21 protein-coding genes and 1 pseudogene are annotated in these 24,418 nt (G+C 70.5%); 8 read left to right on the top strand and 14 right to left on the bottom strand.

All coding sequences use genetic code 11. The features are described from left to right. Window positions 1-63 precede the first annotated feature (63 nt). A complete protein-coding gene (pgi, locus tag BMY89_RS07615; RefSeq protein ID WP_092377027.1) occupies window positions 64-1,698 on the bottom strand; it encodes a glucose-6-phosphate isomerase in 1,635 nt (544 codons plus the stop codon). 133 nt (window positions 1,699-1,831) lie between these two features. On the opposite strand from pgi, the gene BMY89_RS07610 reads away from it, so the two are divergent. Beyond that, entirely contained in the window at window positions 1,832-3,268 is a 1,437-nt protein-coding gene (locus BMY89_RS07610) for a glucose-6-phosphate dehydrogenase (protein ID WP_092377024.1), read from the top strand. Window positions 3,269-3,357: 89 nt separating this feature from the next. Here the strand turns inward: BMY89_RS07610 and BMY89_RS07605 are convergent, their stop codons facing one another. Then, on the bottom strand, window positions 3,358-4,812 hold the full coding sequence (locus BMY89_RS07605; protein ID WP_092377020.1) for a cellulase family glycosylhydrolase: 1,455 nt from the start codon (window positions 4,810-4,812) through the stop codon (window positions 3,358-3,360). A 193-nt stretch (window positions 4,813-5,005) separates the two neighbouring features. Next, window positions 5,006-5,236, bottom strand: coding sequence for a hypothetical protein (locus BMY89_RS07600; protein ID WP_092377565.1), 231 nt, complete (start codon window positions 5,234-5,236; stop codon window positions 5,006-5,008). 180 nt (window positions 5,237-5,416) lie between these two features. Here BMY89_RS07600 and BMY89_RS07595 point away from each other — a divergent pair, with 180 nt between their 5' ends. Both BMY89_RS07595 and BMY89_RS07590 read left to right on the top strand, forming a co-directional pair. Continuing rightward, entirely contained in the window at window positions 5,417-6,310 is an 894-nt protein-coding gene (locus BMY89_RS07595) for a hypothetical protein (protein ID WP_092377017.1), read from the top strand. Between the two features lie 217 nt (window positions 6,311-6,527). Next, on the top strand, window positions 6,528-6,908 hold the full coding sequence (locus BMY89_RS07590) for an MmcQ/YjbR family DNA-binding protein (protein ID WP_092377014.1): 381 nt from the start codon (window positions 6,528-6,530) through the stop codon (window positions 6,906-6,908). 157 nt (window positions 6,909-7,065) lie between these two features. On the opposite strand, the gene BMY89_RS07585 is transcribed toward BMY89_RS07590, so the two are convergent. From BMY89_RS07585 to BMY89_RS07570, 4 genes are all read right to left on the bottom strand, one after another. Beyond that, window positions 7,066-8,454 (bottom strand): MBL fold metallo-hydrolase, encoded by a 1,389-nt coding sequence (locus BMY89_RS07585; RefSeq protein ID WP_092377012.1) that lies wholly within the window; start codon window positions 8,452-8,454, stop codon window positions 7,066-7,068. A gap of 72 nt (window positions 8,455-8,526) precedes the next feature. Then, window positions 8,527-8,943 (bottom strand): carbonic anhydrase, encoded by a 417-nt coding sequence (locus tag BMY89_RS30830; protein WP_232521110.1) that lies wholly within the window; start codon window positions 8,941-8,943, stop codon window positions 8,527-8,529. A gap of 2 nt (window positions 8,944-8,945) precedes the next feature. After that, on the bottom strand, window positions 8,946-10,709 hold the full coding sequence (locus BMY89_RS07575; RefSeq protein ID WP_092377009.1) for a SulP family inorganic anion transporter: 1,764 nt from the start codon (window positions 10,707-10,709) through the stop codon (window positions 8,946-8,948). Continuing rightward, entirely contained in the window at window positions 10,706-11,296 is a 591-nt protein-coding gene (locus BMY89_RS07570; protein WP_198413970.1) for a rhodanese-like domain-containing protein, read from the bottom strand. Before BMY89_RS07570 ends, BMY89_RS07575 begins: the two co-directional genes overlap by 4 nt. 262 nt (window positions 11,297-11,558) lie before the next feature. Between BMY89_RS07570 and BMY89_RS07565 the strand changes: the two genes are divergently transcribed. Together BMY89_RS07565 and BMY89_RS07560 are read left to right on the top strand one after the other, a co-directional pair. Next, window positions 11,559-11,825 carry a metal-sensitive transcriptional regulator gene (locus BMY89_RS07565; protein WP_092377003.1) on the top strand — a complete coding sequence of 89 codons (267 nt, stop codon included), beginning with the start codon at window positions 11,559-11,561 and terminating at the stop codon, window positions 11,823-11,825. A gap of 591 nt (window positions 11,826-12,416) precedes the next feature. Continuing rightward, a complete protein-coding gene (locus BMY89_RS07560) occupies window positions 12,417-14,183 on the top strand; it encodes a family 43 glycosylhydrolase (protein WP_092377563.1) in 1,767 nt (588 codons plus the stop codon). Window positions 14,184-14,232: 49 nt separating this feature from the next. Here BMY89_RS07560 and BMY89_RS07555 read toward each other — a convergent pair whose 3' ends face one another. The 3 genes from BMY89_RS07555 to BMY89_RS07545 all read right to left on the bottom strand — a co-directional run bounded on the left by BMY89_RS07555 (window position 14,233) and on the right by BMY89_RS07545 (window position 18,928). After that, window positions 14,233-14,610: an MmcQ/YjbR family DNA-binding protein gene (locus BMY89_RS07555; RefSeq protein ID WP_092377560.1), complete on the bottom strand. Its 378-nt coding sequence runs from the start codon at window positions 14,608-14,610 to the stop codon at window positions 14,233-14,235. Window positions 14,611-14,645: 35 nt separating this feature from the next. After that, on the bottom strand, window positions 14,646-16,682 hold the full coding sequence (locus BMY89_RS07550; protein WP_092377000.1) for a glycosyl hydrolase family 28-related protein: 2,037 nt from the start codon (window positions 16,680-16,682) through the stop codon (window positions 14,646-14,648). Between the two features lie 131 nt (window positions 16,683-16,813). Continuing rightward, complete coding sequence (locus BMY89_RS07545; protein ID WP_092377557.1) at window positions 16,814-18,928, bottom strand: glycoside hydrolase family 99 protein; 2,115 nt, start codon at window positions 18,926-18,928, stop codon at window positions 16,814-16,816. Window positions 18,929-19,152: 224 nt separating this feature from the next. Between BMY89_RS07545 and BMY89_RS07540 the strand changes: the two genes are divergently transcribed. Then, a complete protein-coding gene (locus BMY89_RS07540) occupies window positions 19,153-20,082 on the top strand; it encodes an alpha/beta hydrolase (RefSeq protein ID WP_092376997.1) in 930 nt (309 codons plus the stop codon). A 92-nt stretch (window positions 20,083-20,174) separates the two neighbouring features. Here the strand turns inward: BMY89_RS07540 and BMY89_RS07535 are convergent, their stop codons facing one another. After that, entirely contained in the window at window positions 20,175-20,531 is a 357-nt protein-coding gene (locus tag BMY89_RS07535) for a hypothetical protein (RefSeq protein ID WP_139217918.1), read from the bottom strand. A 346-nt stretch (window positions 20,532-20,877) separates the two neighbouring features. On the opposite strand from BMY89_RS07535, the gene BMY89_RS07530 reads away from it, so the two are divergent. Beyond that, window positions 20,878-21,516, top strand: coding sequence for a hypothetical protein (locus tag BMY89_RS07530; RefSeq protein ID WP_092376991.1), 639 nt, complete (start codon window positions 20,878-20,880; stop codon window positions 21,514-21,516). 68 nt (window positions 21,517-21,584) lie between these two features. On the opposite strand, the gene BMY89_RS07525 is transcribed toward BMY89_RS07530, so the two are convergent. The 3 genes and pseudogenes from BMY89_RS07525 to BMY89_RS07515 all read right to left on the bottom strand — a co-directional run bounded on the left by BMY89_RS07525 (window position 21,585) and on the right by BMY89_RS07515 (window position 23,844). Continuing rightward, window positions 21,585-23,153, bottom strand: coding sequence for a ricin-type beta-trefoil lectin domain protein (locus tag BMY89_RS07525; protein ID WP_092376988.1), 1,569 nt, complete (start codon window positions 23,151-23,153; stop codon window positions 21,585-21,587). 203 nt (window positions 23,154-23,356) lie between these two features. Beyond that, a pseudogene (locus BMY89_RS07520) lies at window positions 23,357-23,472 on the bottom strand (transcriptional regulator); the annotation flags it as partial. A gap of 9 nt (window positions 23,473-23,481) precedes the next feature. Then, window positions 23,482-23,844 (bottom strand): ArsR/SmtB family transcription factor, encoded by a 363-nt coding sequence (locus tag BMY89_RS07515; RefSeq protein ID WP_092376986.1) that lies wholly within the window; start codon window positions 23,842-23,844, stop codon window positions 23,482-23,484. A 38-nt stretch (window positions 23,845-23,882) separates the two neighbouring features. On the opposite strand from BMY89_RS07515, the gene BMY89_RS07510 reads away from it, so the two are divergent. Beyond that, the gene (locus BMY89_RS07510) at window positions 23,883-24,362 is read left to right on the top strand and encodes an SRPBCC family protein (protein ID WP_092376983.1); all 480 of its coding nucleotides are present in this window, start codon (window positions 23,883-23,885) and stop codon (window positions 24,360-24,362) included. Window positions 24,363-24,418: the final 56 nt, after the last annotated feature.

Raw genomic sequence — 24,418 nt, 5'->3', positions numbered from 1 at the left:
TTGATCAAGAGGTTTTGGTCACGCGGACCGACGTGTCGTGACCAAAACCTCTTGATCAACTCCTTAGTCGCGCTGACGCTGGGTGCGGTAGCGGGAGATCAGGGCGGCGGTGGAGGAGTCCAGGTCGGTCAGGTCGGGCGAGTCGCCGGTCAGGAGGGGGGCGAGCTGGTTGGCCATCACCTTGCCCAGTTCGACGCCCCACTGGTCGAACGGGTTGATGTCCCAGATCGCGCCCTCGGTGAGGACGATGTGCTCGTAGAGGGCGATCAGCGCGCCGAGGGTGGTCGGGGTGAGCCGGTCGGCGATGATCGACGTGGTCGGGTGGTTGCCGGCCATCACCCGGTGCGGCACCAGCTCCGCCGGGGTGCCCTCGGCCGCGACCTGCTCGGCGGTGCGGCCGAAGGCCAGCGCGGCGGTCTGGGCGAAGAAGTTCGACATGAACAGGTCGTGCATGTCGCCGATGTCGTGGTTGGGCTCGCTGAAGCCGATGAAGTCTGCCGGCACCAGCCGGGTGCCCTGGTGCAGCAGCTGGTAGAAGGCGTGCTGTCCGTTGGTGCCGGGCTCGCCCCAGAAGATCTCCCCGGTGTCGTACGACACCGACTCGCCGTCGGTGCGTACCGACTTGCCGTTGCTCTCCATGGTCAACTGCTGCAGGTAGGCCGGGAAACGGTGCAGGTACTGCGAGTACGGCAACACCGCGTGGGTCTGCGCGCCCAGGAAGTTGACGTACCAGATGTTGAGCAGGCCGAGCAGCACGGGGGCGTTGCGGGCCGACGGCGCGGTCCGGAAGTGCTCGTCCACGGCGTGGTAGCCGCCGAGCAGCTCGTCGAAGCGGGCCGGCCCGACGGCCAGCATCACCGACAGGCCGACCGCCGAGGGCAGGGAGTACCGGCCGCCGACCCAGTCCCAGAAGCCGAACATGTTCGCCGGGTCGATGCCGAAGTCCTGCACCCGCTGGGCGTTGGTGCTGACCGCGACGAAGTGGCGCGCCACCGCGTCGGCGTCGGCGCCGAGCCCGGCCAGCAGCCAGCGTCGGGCCTGCTCGGCGTTGGCCAGGGTCTCCTGAGTGGAGAAGGTCTTCGACACCACCACGAACAGGGTGGTGGCCGGGTCCAGGTCGGCGGTGGTCTCGTGGATGTCGGTGGGGTCGATGTTCGACACGAAGCGGCAGCTGATGCCGGCGTCGCGGTACGCCTTGAGCGCCTCGTACGCCATCACCGGCCCGAGGTCGGAGCCGCCGATGCCGATGTTGACCACGGTGCGGATCCGCTCGCCGGTGTGTCCGCGCCACTGCCCCGACCGGACCTTCTCGGCGAACTCGGCCATCCGCTCCCGCACCGCGTGCACGTCGGCCACCACGTCCTGGCCGTCGACGGTGAGTGCGGCGTCGCGGGGCAGCCGCAGCGCGGTGTGCAGCACGGCCCGGTCCTCGGTGCCGTTGATGTGACGGCCCGCGAACATCGCGGCGATCCGGTCGGTGAGCCCGACCCGCTCGGCGAGCGCGGTCAACAGCCGCAGCGTCTCGTCGGTCACCAGGTTCTTGCTGTAGTCGACGTAGAGGCCGGCCACCTCGACGGTCAACCGCTGGCCACGGTCGGTGTCGGTGGCGAACAGATCCCGCAGATGCGTCCCGCGGATCTCGTCGGCGTGCTTGCGCAGGGCCTGCCACTCGTCGGTGGTGGTGACGTCCGCAGCCATCGGATCGATCGTCTCCTCGCAGGGTCGGCTTCCCCGTCGGCGTCGTCCGGCCAGCGGGTGAGACCAGCCTGCCATACGTGGATCGCCCGGGGTCCGGTGTCTGCCCGTCGCGTGGACAGGGCATGGTGGTGGCATGACGAAGCCGGACCCGAACGCCTCCGCAACCGCTCCCGGAAGTCCCGCCACCACTGTCGTACGGCAGACGCTGCTGGTCCTCGGTGCCAGCGGTGACCTGGCCGGGCGGCTGCTGCTGCCCGGGCTGGGCCGGCTGGTGGCCAGCGGGGCGGTCCCCGGGCTGCGGTTGATCGGCAGCAGCAAGGAGGACTGGGACGACGAGCGGTGGCGCAGCCGGGTGGCCGACGCCTTCGCCACCGTCGGCGCGGACGGTGCCGCGGAGTCCGAGGTGATCCGCGAGACGCGGTACGTGCCCGCCGACGTGACACGTGAGGAGGACCTGCGGCTGCTGCTGCGGGACTGCTCCGGCCCGCTGGTGATCTTTTTCGCGCTGCCGCCGATGGTGACCGCCCGGTCGGCCGCCGCGCTGGCCCGCATCGGCGTGCCGCCCGGTACCCGGCTGATGCTGGAGAAGCCGTTCGGCGTCGACCGGATCTCGGCCCGCTCGCTCAACGAACTGCTGAGCACCCTCGTACCGGAGAACCAGGTCCACCGGATCGACCACTTCCTCGGCAAGTCGACGGTGCTGAACCTGCTCGGCCTGCGCTTCGCCAACCGGATCTTCGAGCCGGTGCTCAACTCGGCGCACGTGGCCTGCGTGGACATCGTCTTCGACGAGAGCCTCGGCCTGGAGAGCCGGGCCGGCTACTACGACGGCGCCGGCGCGCTGGTGGACATGGTGCAGTCCCACCTGCTCCAGGTGCTCGCCCTGCTCGCGATGGAGCCGCCGCCCACGCTCGCCGCCGAGGAGGTGCGTGGCCGCAAGGCGCAGGTGCTGCGGGCGACCCGGCTGTGGCAGGACGACCCGGTGGCGGCCAGCCGGCGGGCCCGTTACGCGGCGGGCGAGGTCGACGGACGCCGGCTGCCCGACTACGCCGCCGAGCCCGGCGTCGATCCGGCCCGCGGCACGGAGACGCTCGCCGAGATCGTGTTGACCGTGGACAACTGGCGCTGGGCGGGGGTGCCGTTCCGGCTGCGTTCCGGCAAGGCGCTGGCCGCCGTGCGCAAGGAGGCGGTGATCACCTTCAAACAGCCGGCCCGGGTACCCGCCGGGTTGACCGGCTACGAGCAACCCGACCGGCTGCGGATCGGTTTCGGCCCGGACCAGTTGGGCCTCGACCTCAACGTCAACGGCCCTGGTAACCCCTATGACCTGGACCAGGTCCAGCTGACGGCGGACTTCGGTCCCGGCGAGCTGCCGGCGTACGGCGAGGTGCTGCGCGGCGCGTTCGAGGGGGACCCGACCCTGTCGGTGCGCGGTGACGTGGCCGAGGAGTGCTGGCGCATCGTCGAGCCGGTGCTGGCCGCCTGGAAGGCGGGTGCGGTGCCGTTGCGGGAGTATCCGGCGGGCTCGTCCGGACCGGCCGACTCGTTGATCGGCCCGGTGAGTGGGTGAGTGGCTGCCCGGTGGGTCGGTTCGACGGGTGTGCGCACCGCGGCCCCGGCGGTGTTCCGCCGGGGCCGCAGGGTGGTGGTGCGCTCAGCTCAGCTGGTGGGGAAGTTGTCCGGGGTACGGATGCGCTCCCGCATGAAGGTGCCGGAGGCGGTGAGTACCGAGGTGCCGGTGTAGTTGCTGCCGTTGCAGGTGCCGGGCCGCAACGCGGCACTGCCCTCTGCCTTGTCGGAGAACGTCCAGTTCGCGTAGCCGATCTTCAGCCGGTCCAGCAGGTCCAGCCACTGGGTGCTGCTGGCCAGGTCGGCCGCGCCGTCACCGGTGTAGTCCACCGTGCCGAACTCGGTGACGAACAGCGGCAGCCGGGCGGCGGCCCGCTCCACCTCGGCGCGGTAGTTGTCCTTGTGGGACGCGGCGTAGAAGTGGAACGCGTACATGATGTTGCTGGCGTTCACCGGGTTGTTGGCGATCTCGGAGTGGTTGGACCCTTCGGAGACGCCCAGTGACGACCACGCCCGGGTACCCACGATGATCACTGCGTCCGGGTCGTTGGCCCGGATGACCGGGATGACCTGCTCGGCGTAGTTCTTGATGGTCGACCAGCTGACACCGTTGGGCTCGTTGGTGATCTCATAGATCACGTTGTTCTTCGAGGCGTGCCGCGCCGACACCGCCGCGAAGAAGGTCTTGGCCCGCTCCAGGTTGAACATCGGGTCACCGGGGGTGAGCGTGTGGAAGTCGATCATCGCGTACATGCCCCGCCGGGTGGCCTCGTCGACCAGGTTGTTCACCCGGTTGGTGAATCCGGCCGGGTCGGTCTCGTAGCCCTGTTCCTGCACGTACATGGCGATGCGGAACAGGTCGGAGCGCCAGTCGGTGGCGAGAGCGTCGAGTGAGGCCGGGTTGTAGCAGTTGCCGAACCACTGGATGCCGTGGCTGCTCATGCCGCGCAGTTGGATCGGCCGACCGTACTGGTTGCAGAGGTTGACCCCGCAGACCCGCAGCTGCCCGTTGATGCCCACCGGCGTCTGGGTGCCAGGTGGCGGCGGGGTCGTCGGTGGGTTGGTCGGCGGCGGCGTGGTCGGCGGCGGCGTGGTGGGCGTGGGCGTGGTCGGCGTGGTCGAGCCGGTGCAGACCGTGCCGTTGAGGGTGAACGAGGTCGGCGACGGGTTGGCGCCGGTGAAGCTGCCGTTGAAGCCGATGTTGGTGCTGGCCCCGGTGGCCAACGAGCCGTTCCAGCTCTGGCTCCGCGCCGTGACGGCGTTGCCGCTCTGGCTCCACGTCGCCGACCAGCCCTGGGTGAGCCGCTGGCCTGCGTCCGGGAAGGCGAACCCCAGGGTCCAGTTGCTCACCGCGTCGCCCAGGTTGGTGACGGTGACGCTCGCGGTGAACCCGCCGGACCAGCTGTTCGTGGAGTAGGTCACGGAGCAGCCGGTCGCCGCCATCGCGTTGGTGGTGGGCAGTGCCGTCAGTGCGCCGAGGGTCAGTGCGCCGACGGCACCGGCCGCGACCAGCAGGCGCCGCAGGCGGCGCGGAGGATGCTTCATGGTGGACCGTCGCAATCTGCTCGTGGTGGTGGGTACGGCACTCCGGTGACATCGGACGGAGCTACCGGGAGCGCTCCCACGGCAGCTTACGACGTGTCGAAACAATGACGCAATATTTGGATACGTCGAAGTCTCGCGGTCGAAAGCGGCCCCGGGACGCCGTCCCGGGGCCGCTTTCGCTGGTGGGTCCGTCTCACTCCTCGCCGGCCGCGCGGCGCCGATCGGCCTCGGCGTCCGCGGCGCCGACCGGGGTCGGGTCGCTGTCCCGCTGTGCTCCGGTCAGGTCGACGTCGGCACCGGCGCGGGCCGCATCGGCCGCCGCGTCGTCCGCGCCGATCAGTTCGCCGGCAGCCGCCTCGTCGTGGTCGTCGATCAGCCTGCCGTTCGCGGTCATCGCGATCGGTGTGTACCTGGGATCGGTCATCGCCTTCTCCTCCTCGCCACTGCCTGTCAGGTACCCGCTGCGTGGCACGGGCACACCGCAACCGGCACCCACCGATCTGGTCGGCGGCCCGGGGAGTCGGTGGCTCGCTGATTTGCGCTGCTCATTACCCTGACCCTGATCATCTGTCAGTGAACCTCTCGACTTTGACAAGGGCATCAGATGAGTGACAGCCACCCTCCGTACGGAGGGCAGCAGCCGGATCCGAACGCCCCGTGGGGGACACCGCCGGGCTCGCCGGTCGGCCCGCCCCGGCCGCCGGGCTCCCCGATCGGCCAGCCGAGCGGGCCCGGCTACCCGTCGCCGTACGGCGCGCCGGTCCCGCCGCCGCTGCCGCCGTACGCGGTAGCGCCGGTGAAGTCCGCCAACAAGGGCCTCTGGCTCGGCCTGGGCATCGGTGCCGCCGTCATGGCTGTGCTGATCGCGTGCGGCGGCACGATCGGCTACTTCGTGCTGGCCGGTGACGACGAGACCACGCCGCTGGCCGGCGGCGAGAGTGCGGCACCGGCCACCAGCGCCGCGCCGTCGATCGCGCCCCCCGCGGACGTGCAGCCCGACAACAACAACGCCCTGACCGCCCGGAACTCCAGCGACATGTCGGCGGTGTGCGAGGGCAGTCCGATCCTCAACGCCGCGCCGTACACGGCCGCGAAGGGCGCCAAGGTGTACACCTTCGCCAACTCCCCGGACCGTCCGGAGTCCTGGCTGAGCAAGTCGGTCGGCTTCGACAAGCCGTACTACGCCAAGACCGCCGATTGGGCGTCGGTCTCCATCGTCGGCTGTCTCACCTTCGAGCAGGGCAGCGAGGGCGAGCCCCGCAAGTGCAACTACGAGGACCGCGACGACAAGAAGATCACCGTCGACTACCTCTCGTCGCGCTACACGCTGACCTTCTACGCCGCCAGGACCGGCGAGAAGATCGGCGAGGGCGGCCGGGTCAACGCTCCGGCGGTTCGTTGCCCGAGCTTCATCTCCTACAACAAGGAGACCATGCGGGCGTACGCCCAGCCGGACAGCGGCGCCATCGAACTGGCCCTGGAGAAGTTCACCTCCTGAGGCAGCGGTATCCGGCCAGCGGCGGGACGGGACAGTTGTCCCGCCCCGCCGCTCTCGCTACGCCGGCACCTGGTCACGGCGGTACCCGAAGGATTGTCGGTACCGGCCAGTCACCACGCGGTCGGGTTCGGCCGCCGCGGTGGTTGGTCACCGGACGATGTCGGACCCGGTGACTAATCTGTCGGCATGCCGCAGTCGTTGACCCGGGGGAGTTTCGGTGGCTGATGCCGAGGACGTCCGTCGCCTGGCCCTGGCGTTGCCACACGCGGCGGAGATCGACAGTGACGGCTTCGACTTCCGGGTCGCCGACAAGGGGTTCGTCTGGTCCTATCCGGAGCGTCAACCCGGCAGGCCGCGGGTCATCCGCACCGACATCGCGGTGCTCTACGTCGGCGACGAGGCCGAGAAGCAGGCACTGCTGCTCGGCGAGCCTGATCTCTTCTTCACCACGCCCGGATACCAGGGGCTGCCCCTGGTCATGCTGCGGCTGGCCGAGGTCTCCGTCGACCGGCTCGACGAGTTGGTCACCGACGCCTGGCGGATGCGCGCGCCGGCCGCGCTCCTCGCCGACCTGGACGACGGGGCGCGCGTCCCCTGACGTCGCAACCTGCCGGGACGGCCCGATGGGTGCCGACTCCGTCTGGCGCCGACCTCGCGGACCCCGTCTGGCGCCGACTAAGCGGGCGGTCTAAGCGCGCGGTTCGGCCGGGCGGGCGTGGCTGGCGTCCGACTGGCCACGCCCGCCCGGCTGGTGCTCAGGCTGCCGGGGTGGGCTGCCGCAACGTCTGCCAGGCGCCGTAGCCGCCGAGCAGGTCCGACACGTCGGTCCGGCCGGCCTGGCGCAGCAGGCTGGCCGCGACGGAGGAGCGGTAGCCCCCGGCGCAGTGAACGACGATGGGCCGGTCGTCGGGCACCTCGTCCAGCCGCCGGGGCAGCTCGGCCAGCGGGATGTGCAGCGAGCCGTCGATGGCACCCTGGTCGCGTTCGCCGGCGTTGCGGACGTCGAGCACGCGTGGCGCTTCGGTACGGGCCAGCGCCTCGCTCAGGTCGGTGGCGGTGACCCGACTGGCCCGGGTCAGTTCGGCGACCATCTCAAGGAAGGCGTGCTCGGGGTCCCGCAGGTAACCGGCGACGTGGTCGAAGCCGATCCGGGCGAGCCGGACGACGATCTCCTCCTCGCGGTCCTGTTCGGCCACCACGAGGATGGTCTGGTCGGGCGCGACGACGCTGCCGGCGGTCTCGGCGAACCGGCCGTCGGCGGGGATGTTGATCGCGCCGTGGACGTGCCCGGTGGCGTACTCGTGCGGATCGCGGGTGTCGACCACGACGGCGCCCGCGGCGCGGGCGGCGAGGAACTCGGCGGGCCCGAGCGGGCGTGCCGGCCGGGCGTGGTCGAACAGATCGCGGGCCTTGCGGTTGAGCACCGCGTCGAAGGCGAAGTATCCGGGTGCCGCCGGCTGGCCGCCGGTGACCAGCGTGACGAACTGCTCCTCGCTCATCGGGGCGCAGGCGTAGTTGGTGCGGCGCTGCTCACCGATGGTGGATTGGCGCTCCGTCGAAAGGTTCTTCCCGCAGGCCGAACCCGCGCCGTGGGCCGGGAAGACCCGCACCTCGTCGGGCAGGTTCATGAGCTTGTGATGCACGCTGTCGAAGAGCATGCTGCCCAGCTCGTCGGCGGTCACACCGAGTGAGGCGAGCAGGTCGGGTCGCCCGACGTCGCCGATGAACAGCGCGTCGCCGGTCAGCACCCCGTACGGGACGGAATCGTCGGCGTGCTCGTAGACCAGCACGCTGATCGACTCGGGGGTGTGGCCCGGCGTCTCCATGATCTGCAGGGTCACGTCACCGAGGCTGATCCGTTCCCCGTCGGTCAGCTTGCGGATCGGGTACTCGGTCTCGGCGCGCTGGCCGTAGCCGATCCAGGCGCCGGTCGCGGCGGCGACCTCGAGGTGGCCGGCGAGGAAGTCGGCGTGGAAGTGGGTGTTGATGACGCCCTCGATCCTCAGCCCGCGAGCCTGGGTGTCCGCGAGGTACTCCTCGATGTCGCGGCGCGGATCCACCAGGACGGCCCGGCCGGTGGTGTCGTCGGCGATCAGGTACGACGCCTGGGACAGGCAGTCGAGGTAGTACTGGGTGAACAGCATTGCCAGCTCCTTCTCAGCGATTGCGACCGTTGGACTTCTGTTTCATGTATACCCCCGGGGGTATGCATGCGGCTAGGGTGCGGCGGACGCCGGTGCGACCTCCGCGACGAGTTCGGCATCCCAGCACCGATCGCCGCACCGGTCGGCGTGCACGGCGAGGATCCGGGTGCCGGGCAGCCGAGTGGCCAGCCGGGCCAGCCCTTCGCGCAGCTGGCGGTGGTGCTCGGCCACGGGTACCGGATTGCCGGCGCAGTCCGAGTGGGCGGCGATGACCAGCGTCTCGCTGCCGTGGGCCCGCTGGGAGATCCGTACCTTCTCCAGGAGGGCGTCCAGCCGCGACTCACCGGTCGTGGCCACCACGGCCTCCGGCCCGGGCTCGGTGATCGTGTCGAGGTAGTCGACGTCGAGATGGCTTCGTACCCATCTGTCGAGCGGACGCTGGATGCGCCCGTCGATGCAGGTGAGCATGGTGGCGAACCGGTCGGGCACGGCTACAGCACCTCCTGCGGGACGGATGCGGGCGCGACCTGCGGACCGGCCGCCGGCCCCGGTGGCCCACCGACTGCCGCGAGCGCGGCGGTGACGTCCCGGTGTACGTGGCCGGCCGCGTACACCGGCTGCCACACGCCTGCCCGTGCGAGCAGGTCCCGCACCGGTCCCCGGACGGTCGCCAGGTGCAGCGCCACGCCCCGCGCGGCGAGGCGTTGGTGCAGTTCGGCGACCGCGTGGGCGCCGTCGACATCGGTGTCGCTGATCGCGCTCGCGTCGAGTACGACCGCCTCCAGCGCGTCCCGCTGCTCGGCCAGGGCGAGCAGCCGATCCTCCAGGAGTTGGGCGTTGGCGAAGTACAGCGGACCGTCCACCCGGACGATCGCGATCCGTGGGTCGGTGACCAGGCCGGCGTAACGGTCCAGGTTGCGGTACGTGTCCGTGTCCGGTACGCGCCCGAGTTCGGCCAGGTGCGGGCGGGCGGATCGCCACAGGAATACCGAGAGGCTGAACGCCACGCCGGCCGCCAGACCGGGCTCGACACCGAACATCAGAGTGACCAGAAAGGTGAGAGCGAGCGTCAGGCCGTCGGACCGGCGGGTCCGCCACGCGGTGACCGCGGCCCTCCGGTCGATCAGACCGAGCACCGCCACCACCACGATGGCGGCGAGCACGGCCTTGGGCAGGTGGTGGAAGGCGGGCGTCAGGAACAGGGCGGTGAGTGCCACCATCAGTGCGGTGAACACGGTGGCCAGCGGTGTGCGTGCCCCGGCGGAGAAGTTCACCGCGCTGCGGGAGAAGCCGCCGGCCACCGGGAACGCCTGGAAGATCCCGGCCGCGACGTTGGCCGAACCGACCGCCGTCAGTTCCTGGTTGGGGTTGACGTGTTGGCGGGTCCGTGCCGCGAGGGCCTTCGCCACGGCGATGCCCTCCATGTAGGCCACCAGCGCGATCGCCACGGCGGCGGGCAGCAGCGCCCGGACGTCCTGACCGGCCAGGGTCGGCAGGGCGGGAGCCGGCAATCCGCCGGGGACCTCGGTGAGGATCTCCACACCGCGGGTGCCGAGGGAGAACGCCGCGCTGACCACGGTGACGCCGGCCACCACGAGTAGGGCGCCGGGCAGCTTCGGCACGTACCGGCGCAGCAGCACCAGGCCGGCGACGCTGACCAGCGAGACGAGGACCGTCACGCCGTGCACGGTGGTCGCCGAGCGCCAGAGCGATCCGGCGATCTCCGGGAAGGTCTCCGCCCGGCCGGCGTCGAGCCCGAGCAGGTCCTTCACCTGGCTTGCCGCGATGACGATCGCGGCGGCGGAGGTGAAGCCCGACAGCACCGAGTGGGACATGAAGTTGACCAGGACGCCGAGGCGCAGCACGCCCATCAACACCTGGATCACCCCGACCAGGAGGGCGAGCAGGCCGGCGAGCGCCGCGTAGCGAGTGGGGTCGCCGTCGGCGAGAGGGGCCAGCGCGGCGCCGGTCATCAGCGCGGTGATGGCCACCGGTCCGACCGCGAGGGAACCGGAGGTGCCGAGCAGCGCGTAGACCAGCAGCGGCACGATCGAGGCGTAGAGGCCGGTCACCGGCGGCATGCCGGCCAGCGCGGCGTAGGCCATGCTCTGGGGTACCAGCATGACCGCCACCGTCAGGCCGGCGATCAGGTCATGGCGCAGGGTGGCCCGCTCGTAGTGGCGCAGCCACCCCAGCAGCGGCACCACCCGGGCCGGTCCGGAGCGGTCCGGCCGGGGGTAGCCGGTACCGTTCACGCCTCCTGCCTCTCGTTGCGCAGTCGCGCGAGGGAGCGGTCGACGTCGCAGCCGGCCCCACGGTTGTACGGCAGCCGGGACAGCAGCGCACCCATCGCGCAGGTGTTGCTCAGGGCGGCGAAGGTCAGGCCGGCACCCACGAAGCCGGCCACGAACCGTGCCGCCGGCACCCAGATGCTGGCGACGACGGAGAGCAGGACGATGCCGCCGGCGACCAGGCGGACCTGGCGCTCCAGGCTCCACCGCTCGCGGCCACGCTCGACGGGGGCGCCCGCGGTGATCCAGGCGTTCATGCCGCCGGTGATGACGGTGGCGCCGCCGAGGCCGGCGTTCGCCAGGCTGGTGCAGGCCTGGGCGGCCCGGGTGCCGGACTGGCACATCAGCAGGATCCGCCCGCCGGCGTCGTTGACGATCTGCCCCAGATGCGCGTCGACCTGCTCCAGCGGCAGGTTGATCGAGGCGGGGACGTGGGCGGTCTCGAACTCGCCGGGGGTGCGTACGTCGACGATCAGCACGTCCGGGTTGTTGGCGAGCAGGGCTCGGGCGGTGGGCACGTCGATGGTCGGCGAACTGTTCTTGGGGTTCACGGAACACTCCATCCGTAGCTGCGTCGGTCCAGTTCAGCGGTGATTCGTATACCCCCGGGGGTATCTGGTTCCGAGTATGTACGAACGAACGGACATCTGCAAACGGCCGGGCGTCGACGGAGGTGTCGGGCGGTATGGTTGTCCGGCCAACCGGACAACAGAGGCGAAACGGCGGGGCGGGCGTGCCCTTGCCGGGCGAAGCCGAAGGTCGGGGCATACCCCCCGGTGTACCGTTGGGCTGTGACGTGGAGAGGGGTAAGAGGTGCAGGTCGACGATGATGCGGTCGGTGATGTGGTCAAGCGGCTCCGCCGTGCCGAGGGTCAGATTCGGGGCGTCATCGGCATGCTCGAAGAGGGGCGCGACTGTGCCGAGGTGGTGACCCAGCTCGCGGCCGTGTCGCGTGCGCTGGACCGGGCCGGCTTCAAGATCATCGCCAGCGGTCTACAGCAGTGCGTCAGTGGCGACCCCGGGGAGGACCAGAAGGCCAACCTGGAGCAGATGGAGAAGCTCTTCCTGTCGCTGGCCTGAGGTGCTGGCCGGACGAGCCCCCCACGCCCCGATGCCGATCTCTCACGGACGCCCTGAGGCCCGGCCCCGGTCGGCTGGCCGAATCAATTCGTCCTTGTCCATGTGATCGCTCACATGTTAGCTTGCCGGCAGGGAGTGCAGGGGCGTTCGCTCCGCCTCCCGGGCTGTTGGCCTCGCGTTCAGCTCGACCAGGGCGAGGTGTAGGCGCCGACTAGGGACGCCGTGCGCGTCGGGTGGCCCTGGGGGTGTCGGCATCCGAGGGGAGGCGCCGGTGAGTTGATGTTCACGCTAACATCACTGCTCCCTCGCCACCGGAAATCGAGGCCGTGGCAACCGCTGTGCGCCGGTACGCCGACTCGACCTCAGGTCACCGTCCACCGGTGGCGCCGGACTCGCCCCGTCGAGGATCCGACCGATCGCGCACACCCACCGGGTGACCACCTCCCTGCCGCTCGCCGCAGCAGTCACGTCCCGATTCACTGTGCCCTCGCGAGCGGACCACCACCACAGGAGTCCATTGTGAACTTCGCATCCCCGCTGCTGAGCAGCGTCAGATCCAGGCGAGGGCTCGCCTGGTTGCTGGTTCCGCTGATGCTGGTGACGTTCTTCGCCGCACCGGCCAAGGCGGACAACCCCCTCGTCCAGCACGTCTACACCGCCGACCCGGCGCCGCTGGTCCACAACGGCCGGGTGTACATGTACACCGGGCGCGACGAGGACGGCTCGACGTACTTCACCATGAACGAGTGGCGGGTCTTCTCGTCGGCGGACATGGTGAACTGGACCGACCACGGCGTACCGATGAACCTCGGCACGTTCAGCTGGGCGGACGCGAACGCCTGGGCCGGCCACGTCATCGAACGCAACGGCCAGTTCTACTGGTACGTGCCGGTGCGGCAGCGGTCGAACGGGCAGATGGTCATCGGTGTCGGGGTGTCGAGTTCGCCGACCGGACCGTTCCGGGACGCGCTCGGCCGGCCGCTGCTGGGCAACGCCGAGATCGACCCGCACGCGTTCATCGACGACAACGGCCAGGCATACCTGTACTGGGGCAACCCGAACCTGTGGTACGTGCGGCTGAACGCCGACATGATCTCCTACTCGGGCGGCCTGACACAGATCCCGCTGACCACGGCGGGATTCGGCACCCGCACCGGGAACTCGAGCCGGCCGACGCTCTACGAGGAAGGCCCGTGGGTCTACAAGCGGAACGGCGTCTACTACAACGTCTTCGCTGCGGAATGCTGCTCGGAGTTCATCGGCTACTCCACCGCGCCCGGCCCGACCGGCCCGTGGACCTACCGGGGCACCGTCATGCCACGGCAGGGAAGTAGCTTCACCAACCATCCCGGCGTCATCGACTTCGCCGGTAACTCGTACTTCTTCTACCACAACGGCGCGCTGCCCGGTGGTGGTGGCTACACCCGGTCGGTCGCGGTGGAACGGTTCTCCTACAACGCCGACGGGTCGATCCCGCAGATGAACATGACCACCGCCGGCCCACCCCAGGTCGGCACCCTCAACCCGTACGTCACACAGGAGGCCGAGACCATCGACTGGGCCAACGGCATCGAGACCGAGGCGTCCAGCGAGGGCGGGATGAACGTCGGCTTCATCGAGAACGGCGACTGGATCCGGGTCAAGGGCGTGGCCTTCGGCACCGGCGCCTCGTCCTTCACGGCACGGGTCGCCTCGGGCACCAGCGGCGGCAACATCGAGCTGCGTCTCGACAGCGCGACCGGCCCACTGGTCGGCACCTGCGCCGTCACCGGCACCGGCGGCTGGCAGAACTGGACCAACACCACCTGCAACGTCAGCGGCGCCACCGGTACCCGCGACCTGTACCTGCGCTTCACCGGCGGCAGCGGTTACCTGCTCAACATCAACAACTGGCGGTTCGCCACCGGCGCCACCAGCGGGAACCTGGTGACGAACGGCAACATGGAGAGCGGCACGACCGGGTGGACGGTGTTCGGCAGCGGCACGCTGTCGTCCAACACCAGCGTCGTACGCAGCGGCTCGCGGTCGCTGCTGCACACCGGGCGTACCGGTTCGTGGAACGGCCCCAGCCAGGACATGACCTCGAAGTTGACCAGCGGTCGGACGTACACGACCACGCTCTGGGTGCGGTCGGAGAGCGGCACCCCCTCGGTGCGGCCGACCCTGGCGCTCACCGCCAACGGCACCACCAACTACGTCCAGCTGACGCCGGCGGCGACGGCGAACGCGAACGGCTGGACGCAGCTCACCGGCACGGCAACGGTGTCGTGGAGCGGAACACTGTCCAACGCCCGCCTCTACGTCGAGACGGCGTCGGGCACCGACAGCTTCTACCTGGACGACGTGTCCTTCCAGTGACGCGTTGACATCCCTGCGGGCCCGACCGGTTGGTCGGGCCCGCAGCGGGTCACTGCGTCGGCGAGGCCGCGTCCAACCGGGCGAGCAGGGTGGCCGGTGCCACCGTCCGGTACCCGTCCTCGATGACCTCGGCGAGTTCGGTCTCGTCGATGCCGGTGTCGAGGCGTACGCCGACCCAGCCCCGATGCCCCACATAGGGGGGCCGGAAGTACGTCTCCGGGCTGGCCGCGATCAGCTCGACGGCCGAGCCGGGCGGTGCGGCGCACCACAGGTGGGGGAACTCGTTCTGGTGGTGGCCGTCCGGCCAGACCTGCGCGAAGGACTTCTTGCCACGGATGAACCAGGCGGGGGTCCCGTGGCTCAGGCGTTCGCTCACCTCGGGCAGGTCCAGGCACACGGTGCGGATCGTCGCCACGATGTCCGTCATCGTCTCACCGTACGTCACGCGGGTGATCGTCAGCGTCACCACCGGGCCGGCGGAGGCGGCGGCACGACCGGCGGGCGGTCGTCGCAGGTGATGGTGTTCGGCAGTTGCCAGTCGGCGAGCCAGCCACCGTCGTTGCCGCCCCGGTCGGTGAGGCGGAACTCGGAACCGGCCGGGGTGAAGCCGAACGACCCGCAGTTGTTGACCCCGACCGCGCCGACGTGTCGGGCGTCCACGTTCTGGAACGACGCGGAGCCGGCGGTACGGGCGCTCACCACGGAGGTGCCGGTGCCGTCCACCCGGATGTCCCGGAAGTGCACGTTGCTGATCGAGTAGAGGTCCTTCACCCCCCACTCGCTGACCAGCATGATGGCGTTGTAGGTGCTGTCCAGGTAGGCGTCCCCGGTCACCTCGATCCGGGCGTCGATGCTGCGGTCCAGCGCGTAGAGCCAGATCGCGCCGAGACCGATGTTCCAGTTCAGCTCGTACGTGCCCGCCCGGGCGGTGGTGTTGTTGGTGATCCGCAGATGTCCGGTGAACGGTTCCGCACCGAAGCGGGAGCCGACCTGAATGGCGCTCCCCTCGCGTACCGGATCGGCGATCAGGTTGTTCGAGACGGTGTTGTCCGTCCCGCCGTAGATCGCGATGCCGTTGGCCAGCACCGGCGACTGCACCGTGTTGCGGTCGAAGGTGTTGCGGGCGTTCGCGGTCGCCTCCGACCACATCGCGAGGCCGTCGTCGCCGGTGTTGCGGACGAAGTTGTTGGCCACCAACGAGTCGGTGACCCCGGTGTGGAAGTTCAGCGCGTCCGCGATCTGGTCGACGATGATGTTGTTGGTGATCCGCACGTTGCGCATCGGACCGTCGAGCCAGATGCCGACCTTGGTGTGCCGGATGTGCAGTCCGTCGAAGGTGGAGTCGTCGAACGCCCCGCCGACGCCGTTGACCTGGTCGGTGTCGATTCGTTCGCGCACGTCACCGGAGATGGCGAAACCGGAGAGGTGGACGTTGCGGCTGCCGCCGTCGGCGGCGTCCCGGCCGTAGAAGCCGACGCCGGTGTGCACCGAGCCGTCGGGGGCGGGTGTGGGCAGGGCCACCTCGCGACCCCTGATGATCGTGTGCCAGTTGCCAGCGCCCTTGATCGTCACGTCGTCGACCGTGATGTGCCGGTTGACCTGGTAGGTGCCCGGCGGCAGGTAGACCGGCAGCTTCTTGCGCTTGGCGTGGGCGATCGCCCGCTCGATGGCGGGGGCGGCGTCGCGGCGGCCGGTCGGATCGGCACCGAAGGTCAACACGTTCGCGGCGCGGGTCCACACCCGGGGCGGGCCGACCAGTTCGGAGTCGAGCAGGTCGATGACCGTCCAGGCGGCGTTGCTGCCGGCCGGCACGGTGAGCCGGATCCGGTCGCCGGCCCGGTAGCTGCGTCCGAGCATCAGCCGCTGCTCGTCGTAGAAGTGGCTGGGCCGGAACGGCTTGCTGATGCTCGGGTACGGGGTGGTCTCCGCCGGCACGCAGGAGCACTCGGTGATCCACCAGTCCGGGTGCAGCAGGTCGGCGTTCGGGTCGTTGGTGAACGGGTACTGGTTGTAGAGCCAGGCGTACTGCGAGGTCAGCGTCATCGTGCGGAGGCGCTTGCCGTTGGCCGCGACGTCCAGCGGCGCGGTGATGCCACCGCCGGTGGGCGCGTCCGGGATGCTGTAGCGCACGGTGATCGCGTTGGCCGCCGCCGGCAGGACGAACTCGACGTGCTGGCCGGGCAGCAGCTTCACCGCTCGCCGGCCGGAGGCCTCGGACGGCAGCGTGTACGCGGTCCGGTCGGGGCCGATGACCTCTCCGTTGGTCAGCGCGTTCTCCGCCTCCTGCTCAAGGAAGGCGACCTTGGCGCCCCGGCCGGCGACCAGGGCCGGGTCGAGGGCGGCCCGGGTGACCACCGGTGCGGGTGCCGGCCTGCCGGGCTTGCCGACGGCGCCGGCGGGTGGGGCGGCCAGGATCCCCACCGCGGTGACCAGCGCCGTCACGGCGGCGGTCACCGGCCGGTGCCAGCGCGGCCGGGCCGGGCGGATGTCTCGGTTCATCGGGCGACTCATCTCTACTCGGTTGGGCCTATGTCAACCTGGACCGCTGGGCGCTCGCGTACCGGTCCGACGGTGCGGTCCAGCGGACCGCGGGGCGCAGGTGACAAGGGTGGTGCGGCCGGTCGGCGCGGTCAGGCGGAGTAGACCTCGAACTGGGCGAGCTGGCCGGCGGGCCAGCCGGTGTTGCCGGTGAACCGGACGCGGACGTAGCGGGCAGCGGTGGCGGTGAGGGCCAGTGACACCTGGTTGCCGGTCGCCGGGTCGAACACCCGGCCGGCGGCGGCGACGAGCGTGGTCCAGGCCGTGCCGTCCGTGCTGCCCAGCACCGACAAGGTCTGGGTACGTGTCTGCCAGGCCGCCGACGGCGGCAGCCGGAGCACGACCCGGCCGACCGTGCTGGCCGTGCCGAGGTCGACCTGCACCCACTGGGGGAACGCGTTGCCGAGGCTCTCCCAGTAACTGCCGGGGTCGCCGTCGACGACGTTCCCGCTGCCGTAGCTCTGGACGTGGCTGCTGTCGGCGGTCGGCCGGCTGCGCGCCAGGTCGGTCTGGACCGGTGGGTCGGGTGTGCCGGTGGTCGCGTACACCTCGACCTGGGCCAGTTGGGCGGCGGGCCAGGCGGTGTTGCCGGTGACGGTGACCCGCAGGTGGCGGACGGTCGTGGCCGGCACGGTGACGGTGGCGGTGTTGCCGGTCGCCGGGTCGAACCGGACGCCGACCGCCGCGGCCAGTGTGGCGAAGGTGGCACCGTCGGCGCTGCCCTGTACGGACAGCGTCTGGGTACGGGCCTCCCACCCGGACGGCAGGGCGAGCACGACCCGGTTGACCGGGTACCCGCCGCCGAGGTCCACCTGCCACCACTGCGGGAAGGCGTTGTTGGTGCCCTCCCAGTAGCTGCTGCCGTTGCCGTCGACGGCGTTGGCGGCCGTGAACGGGCCGTTCTGGCTGCTCGCCGTTGCCGGGCGGCCGGCCGCCAGGTTGCCGGTGGGCGGCGACCCGCCGCCGGTCACCGGTGAGGTCGGCCGTACCGGGGTGAGCGCGAGCTGTCCCTTGAGCATCCGGCCGCCGTCGGCGGTGATCCGCAGGTAGTAGTCGGCGGAGCAGAAGGTGCCGTCCTCGTCGAGCGCGCGGATGCCGACCCCGGCGGGGGTGCTCGCCTGCGTCTCGCTGGTCTTGGCGATCTGGTTGCCCTCGTTGTACTCGTCGAACATCGACACGTAGAGACCCTGCGCGCCGAGCCGGATCATGTTGTAGAGGTGCCGCCAGTAGAAGTCGCCGTGCCGGCGGTGCCCGGCCGACAGGTCACCCGGCATCACGCAGGGCTGGTAGTCGATGCCGTTGGCGGCGCAGTCGGCCAGGTCGGGGACGTTGACGTTGGTGTGGAAGTCGTCCAGTCCGGCGAGGGTGCCGGTACGCCCGACCATCCACGGCGAGATCATGTCGAAGGCGTGGTAGACCTCGGAGAAACCGGCCCGGGAGTCGTTGATGCCCTGCCGCCAGTAGGTGGGCACGCCGCCGATGACGTAGCAGCCCTGTGCCTTGAACCAGTTGACCACGTCGAGGCAGGGCGCCGCAGTGAACGGCCGACCGGGGTCGTTGAAGCCGAAGCCCCAGATGCAGACGACCGGCTTGCCGTTCTGCCGGGCGTACGCCGCCGAGGCGGTGTACGCCGACATCTTCGTCGTCCAGTCCTGCTTGATCTGCGACTGCATCGCGGTCCAGTCGGTGACGTCGTACATGATGTAGAACTTGCGGCCGAAGCGTTCTGCCGCGCCGCGGACCTTCACCGCCATCGCGTCGCGGGTCGGTCCCTCGTCGCCGAACGGGTTGAACCGCTGCAACGCGGCCGTGTCGCAGCCGTGCTCCTGCATCCAGCGGAAGTGGGTGTCCACCGTCTGCTGGTCGTAGGAGGAGAAGAGCGTCGCGGGCTGGCCGTTGCCGAGGTTCGGGTACGCGGTGGGGTAGCTGTGCGCGTACTCCCGCATGTCCGGCCAGGACACGATCGTGGTGTTGTTCGGCGACGGCGGCTGGAACCGGTCCCGGCTCCAGTGCCACCAGCCGCCGATCGGTGCGCCGTCGCCCGGGCAGCTGAACCAACCCTGGTAACCGACGGTGATCTTGCCGACCACGTCGCCGGGCGGGCTGGCCGCCTGGGCCGGTGTGCCGGTCGGCAGCGCGTCGCCGAGTGCGGCGAGCGCGGAGCCGGCCGCGATGGACCCGATCAGGGTACGGCGGGTGAGCGCCATGCCGACCACTCCTTCCGGGGAGGAGGAATTGGCGGTCATCATGCCAGCGGCCGACACGCGTACGCAATACTCAAACGGCTTACCGAAAGATGACGGCAATAAGCGTGAAAGAAAGCGATCGACGGGTAGTGGCGAGTCGCCGAGGGTCAGGGTCAGCAGGATCGCGTGCGCTGGTGTGCGATATGGACGGCGGTCGGACGCGATGCGGAGGGCAGGGGCGGGCCATGGAACCTCGACGGCGTAGCTACCAGGGCGTCACCAGGTGGCTCGACTACCAGGCGTTCTACCCGCCGGGGTTGCGCTGCGACCTCGACAACGCCCCGACCGAAGAGTGGTGGCGATGGCGTGGGACGGACATCCATCTGGACCGACTGGCCGCGCCGGAGGCTCCCACGAAGGTCGTGCTGTTGCACGGCGCGGGCGGGTACGGACGGATGCTCGCCCCGTACGCCCGCCTGTTGGCCCGCGAGTCACCGGTCGAGGTGCTCGCACCGGACCTGATCGGCTACGGCCTGACCAGTGCGGGAAACCGGCCGGTCAGCTACCAGGAGTGGATCGACTGTGTCACCGACCTCGTCGCGGCGGAGCAGGCCCGCGACGGCCGCCCGGTGTTCCTGTTCGGCGCCAGCATCGGCGGCATGCTGGCCTACTCGGTGGCCGCGGGCGGCAACCTCGCCGGACTGGTCGTGACCTGCCTGCTGGACCCGCGCGAGGTGACCGTGCGGATGCGGATGACCCGGCTGCCGGTCATGGGCCGCGCCGGTCCGTCGATGCTGGGCCGGCTGCGCGGGCTGGATGCGCTGCCCATTCCCATGCGTTGGGTGGCGAACATGGCGGCGATGAGCAACGACCCCGACCTGAACGCGCTGGTGAGAGCGGACCCGTCCGGCGGCGGAAACCGCGTCACGCTCCGCTTCCTGCGTACCTTCCTGTCCTGGGCTCCGCCGGTCGAACCGGACAGGTTCACCGCCTGCCCGGTGCTGATGACCCACCCGGCGGCCGACCGCTGGACACCGGTCGAGCTGAGCCGTCCGTTCTTCGACCGCATCGCCGCCCCGAAACAACTGGTGCTGCTGGAGCAGGCCGGCCATCTGCCCGTCGAGGAACCGGGACTGACTCAGCTTGGGCGGGCCGTCGGCGACTTCCTGCGCTGACCGACCCGCCCGCGGGGCACCTGATCCCGCAGGTGCCCCGCCCCCGTCCGGATGAGGTGGCAGCTACCGTCCCCGCATGCCTGCGTCGGCCGTCACCAGGTCCGGCACCGGTCGTCGTCGAGTCCGCCCGCGAGATTGCCGTTGTAGATCCAGCCCCAGTTGGTGTAGGTCCACCAGTTGCCGGTCGACGGGTTCAACCAGCTGCACCACATGTAGACGACGGTGTGGAAGTCCACGTAGTCGATGACGTCGCACGCGGAGGCCGGGCCGCTCCAGACCGGTGCCCTCGGCGACTTGGCCACCCACGTCGGCGTGGCCGTCGATCCGAGCGCCCTGACCGTCGGGCAGTTCGCGGCGGCGGCGATCGGGGCAGCCTGGGCCGGCACAGCCCACCCGCCACCGACGATGAGGACGGCCACCAGCGCCACCATCCCTGCTAGACGTTTCATGATTCCTCCCGTGAGCGATCTGGTGGGCCTCCAGGATTGGTCGCGGGGCCGCACCAGGCTGGTGGGTCGTTCCGGATGGACGACCCGAGGCGATGGCTCAGACGGTAGGTGGCGCTATCGGCAGTGATCCTTGTGAAAAGCTTGAACCTCCCGGTCAACGGGGGTGCGCCGGCCTGGGATGGGTGGGATGCCCGCGATGGTCAGGTGAGCCGTTCGTAAGTGATCTGGCTGAGGGGCGTCGCATATCCGCGTTGCCACCCGGGTACGTGGATCCACGAGGACGGCCGTGGGGGCGGTGCGCCGATGCTGCGATCGGCGGCACCCAGGCCAGGATGAGGAGCGGAGAATGTCGATGCGTAGATGGTTCGCCGGCGCGGGTCTGGTGGTACTGGCCGTCTCGACCGGAGCCTGCGGCGAGACGACATCCCCCGATGACGTCTCCGCCTCTCCGACACCGACCGGTACGCCCGTCACCAGCGCCACGACCAGCGCGACGCCCACGCCCACCGGGTCGGCTGCGGCGACCCCGGCGGTGTTGTCGGGCACGCGGCAGGTCACCATCACCCGGGTCGACGGGTTCGAGTCGGGGCTGTCCCTGACCGACGACGGGCTGGCCGAGGTCGACGACGACAGCGGCCGGCAGCTGTTCGTGCCGACCCCGCTGGACGGGCCGGAATATCTGATCAGGTCGTACCGGGGGGCCGGTGGTGGCCCCGGCACCGGCGAGCCGGTCTGCTGGCAGGTGCTGAATCCGGGTAACGGCCAGTCGCTGGTGGTGGAGGGGGCCGCCTGCAAGGAGGGCGAGTCGCGGCAACAGTTCACCATCACCGCGGCCACCGCCGACGAGGGATTCCTGATCAGCAACAACTCGGCGTACCTGCGGTTCTCCCGGGATTCCGGTCTGATCCTGGAGGAGTTGGGCGACGCCGCACCGACGAGCAGCTTCCGGTTCAACGACAACGGCCCGGCGCCCGCCGGAAACTGATCGTCATCGACTGACGGCACCCGGCCGGCCCATCGGATCTGCGGTGGGCCGGCCCGTGTCGTCCGGCGTCAGCCGCGCCGCCACTTCTGGTTCGCGCCGCCCAGGCACTCCCAGGTCACCAGGCGGGCACCGTCGGCGTCGACCCACCCGCCGATGTCGACGCACTTGTTCGCCTGCGGGTTGACCAGGTCACCCGCGCCGGAGAGCACGAACTGCTGGGCCGCGTTGCCGCTGCACGTCGCGATCTGGATCGTCGCGCCGTTGTCCCGCGATCCCCAGGCCACGTCCATGCACATGTTGTTCTGGGTACGCAGCGTGCCGTTGACGAAGCTCCAGGACTGCGCCGAGGTGCCGTTGCAGGTCCAGGTCTGCAGCGGTACGCCGTCGGCGAAGTTGGCGTCGGGCACGTCGATGCACTTGTTGTTCCAGTTGCTGATGATCCGGTTCCCGCCGCCACCACCGGTGGTGACCAGGGTGAGCCCGTACGCGCCGAGGATCTCGTTGACCGGCTGGAACCAGGTCTCACCGCCGGAGGTGCAGTTGCCCCAGCCGCCGGAGGTGACGCCCTGGGCCTGGTTGCCGCTGAGCCAGGCGCCACCGGAGTCGCCGCCCTGGGCACACGCGTTGGTGCGGCTCAGCCCGTGCACGGCCCCCTGCTGGTAGTTGATGGTCTGGTTGCGCCCGAGCAACGTCCCGCACCGCCAACCGGTGGTCCGACCGGAGCGGCAGACGGAGCTGCCGACCGCGGCGTCCTGGGAACCGGCGACCGCCACGTTGCCGCCGGAGTAGTTGTTCACCCACGGCTGCGGGGTCCAGTTGCTGTTGGTGCGGACCCAGCCGTAGTCGCGGCCGGGAAAGGTCGAGCCGGCGAAGCTGCCCTGGGCGACGTTGTTGTAGCCGAGCGTCGGGCTGCCGACCCCGCCACAGTGTCCGGCGGTGACGAAGCCGCCGTGTACGGCGAAGCCGACGGAGCAGAGGGTGTTGCCGTTGATCACGTACTGGTCCCCGCCCCGGATGTCGTAGCGGATTCGGGGGGCCTCGGCGGACTCGACGATCCGGACCAGCTTTGCGTCGACCCCGGTGGCGGCGACGAACTTCGTCGCCTCGGCGGTGGCCTGCTGCCCGGCGGTCACCACGATCTGGTTGGTCGCCACGTCGACGTGCCAGCCGTGGATGGCGTCCGGGTCCGCCTTGGCGGCGTACCGGTCGAGGGTCCTCCTGGTCGCGTCCAGGGTGGCTTCGCTGCGGGCGGCCGTGGTGACCTCGGCGCCCTCGGCGCGCACGACGGCGGCGAGCGCCGGATCGGTGACCGCCACGGTCAGGCGGTGCCCGCCGGGCGGGATCCAGGCGCCGGCGAACGCGGTGCCGAGCCGGGCCCGTAGACGCCGCTCGACGCTCGCGGCACTCGCCTCGACGCGGAGCCGGGTGGCCACCTGCGCGTCGGTCAGCCCGAGGTCGCGGCGCATCGCCCGGAGCATCTCGGGAGCGAGTTCGGTGGCCGGCGCGGCGTCGCCGGTCGCGCCGGGGGAGCCGGCGGGCTCGCCCGCCAGGGCGGCCGACGGGGCGGCGACGGGAAACAGGCCGGCGATCAGGAGAGCGGCGACGGCCGCGCTGAGGGTTCGTGGCGCTCGTGCCATGGATTCCTCCTTGGGGGTGGGGCGATGCGCGGCATCGCGGGAGGTCGGACGGTGAGAGCGCTCTCCCGACGAAGTTTGTCGATGTCGTAGGTAACTGTCAAGACTGTTGGCAGTGGGCTGCCGACGCTCGGCGGGCGGCGGGCCGACGGTGCTGGGGGGCGCAGCAGGCGTCGCCTCGCCAGGCGTCTCGGCGTTCCTTGGTGGGCGAGCCGGGGATCGGCCGGTTCGTAACGGGAGCGGCGGCTTCCGGGACCGCCACGACCAGGCCGCAGCCGCGCAGGCAGCCCAGGTGGTTGGAGAGGTTCTGCCGGCCGGTGCCGCGCCGTCCCTACTCGGGCGGCCGACCTTCGAGCTCGGTCTTGAGGGTGGCGAGCATGCCGACCGCGGCGCTGGCGTACTCGCCGATCCAGCGGTCGTGGATGTGCTTGATCGGCAGCGGGTCGAGGTGGTTCCACCGCTCGCGGCCCTTGCGTTGGGCGATGACCAGGCCGGCGGTCTCGAGGACTCGGAGGTGCTGCATCACCGTGCACCGGTCCAGCTCGGGGATGAGTTCGCAGAGGTCGCCCGTGGTGCGGGCGTGGTCCTTCAGCAGGTCGAGGATCCGCCGCCGGGTCGGCGACGCCAGCGCCTTGAAGACGCCGTCCTCGTCGACCGGGTCTGGTTCCGGTGACTGACCACGGCGCGACGACATGTTATAAAGATACAACATGTCGGCGAGGGGAGATCACCGTGGACCTGCGTTTCAAGATCGCCGGGCGGATCAGCCGTCCGGTACGCGAGGTGTTCGAGGCGGTGGCCGACCCGGACCAGCTCTCGCGGTACTTCACCACCGGCGGCGCGAAGGGCCGGCTGGTCACCGGTGCCACCGTCACCTGGGACTTCGCCGACTTCCCGGGGGCGTTTCCGGTCGAGGTGGTCGAGGTCGAGCAGGATCGGCGGATCGTGCTGCGCTGGGAGGCGGCCGACGGCGCGCAGTCCACGGCGGACACGCCGGTCGCGGGTGCGGCCTACTCGACGACCGTCACCATGGAGTTCGAGGCGTTGGGTGAGGACCGCACCCTGGTCACCATCGCCGAGGAGGGCTGGCGCCCCACGCCAGCGGGCCAGCGCGCGTCGTACGGCAACTGCGAGGGCTGGACCAGCATGCTCTGCTGCCTCAAAGCGTGGCTGGAGCATGGCATCAACCTGCGCGCCGGCTTCTTCGTCTGACCCGTCCCCCGCCCTGCCCCGGTGAGGATGCCGGGTGCGGCGGGCGCGTCGGTACC

The sequence above is a fragment of the Micromonospora phaseoli genome (assembly GCF_900109115.1).
Classification (GTDB): domain Bacteria; phylum Actinomycetota; class Actinomycetes; order Mycobacteriales; family Micromonosporaceae; genus Micromonospora; species Micromonospora phaseoli.
This window is presented reverse-complemented; position numbering and strand designations above follow the sequence as displayed.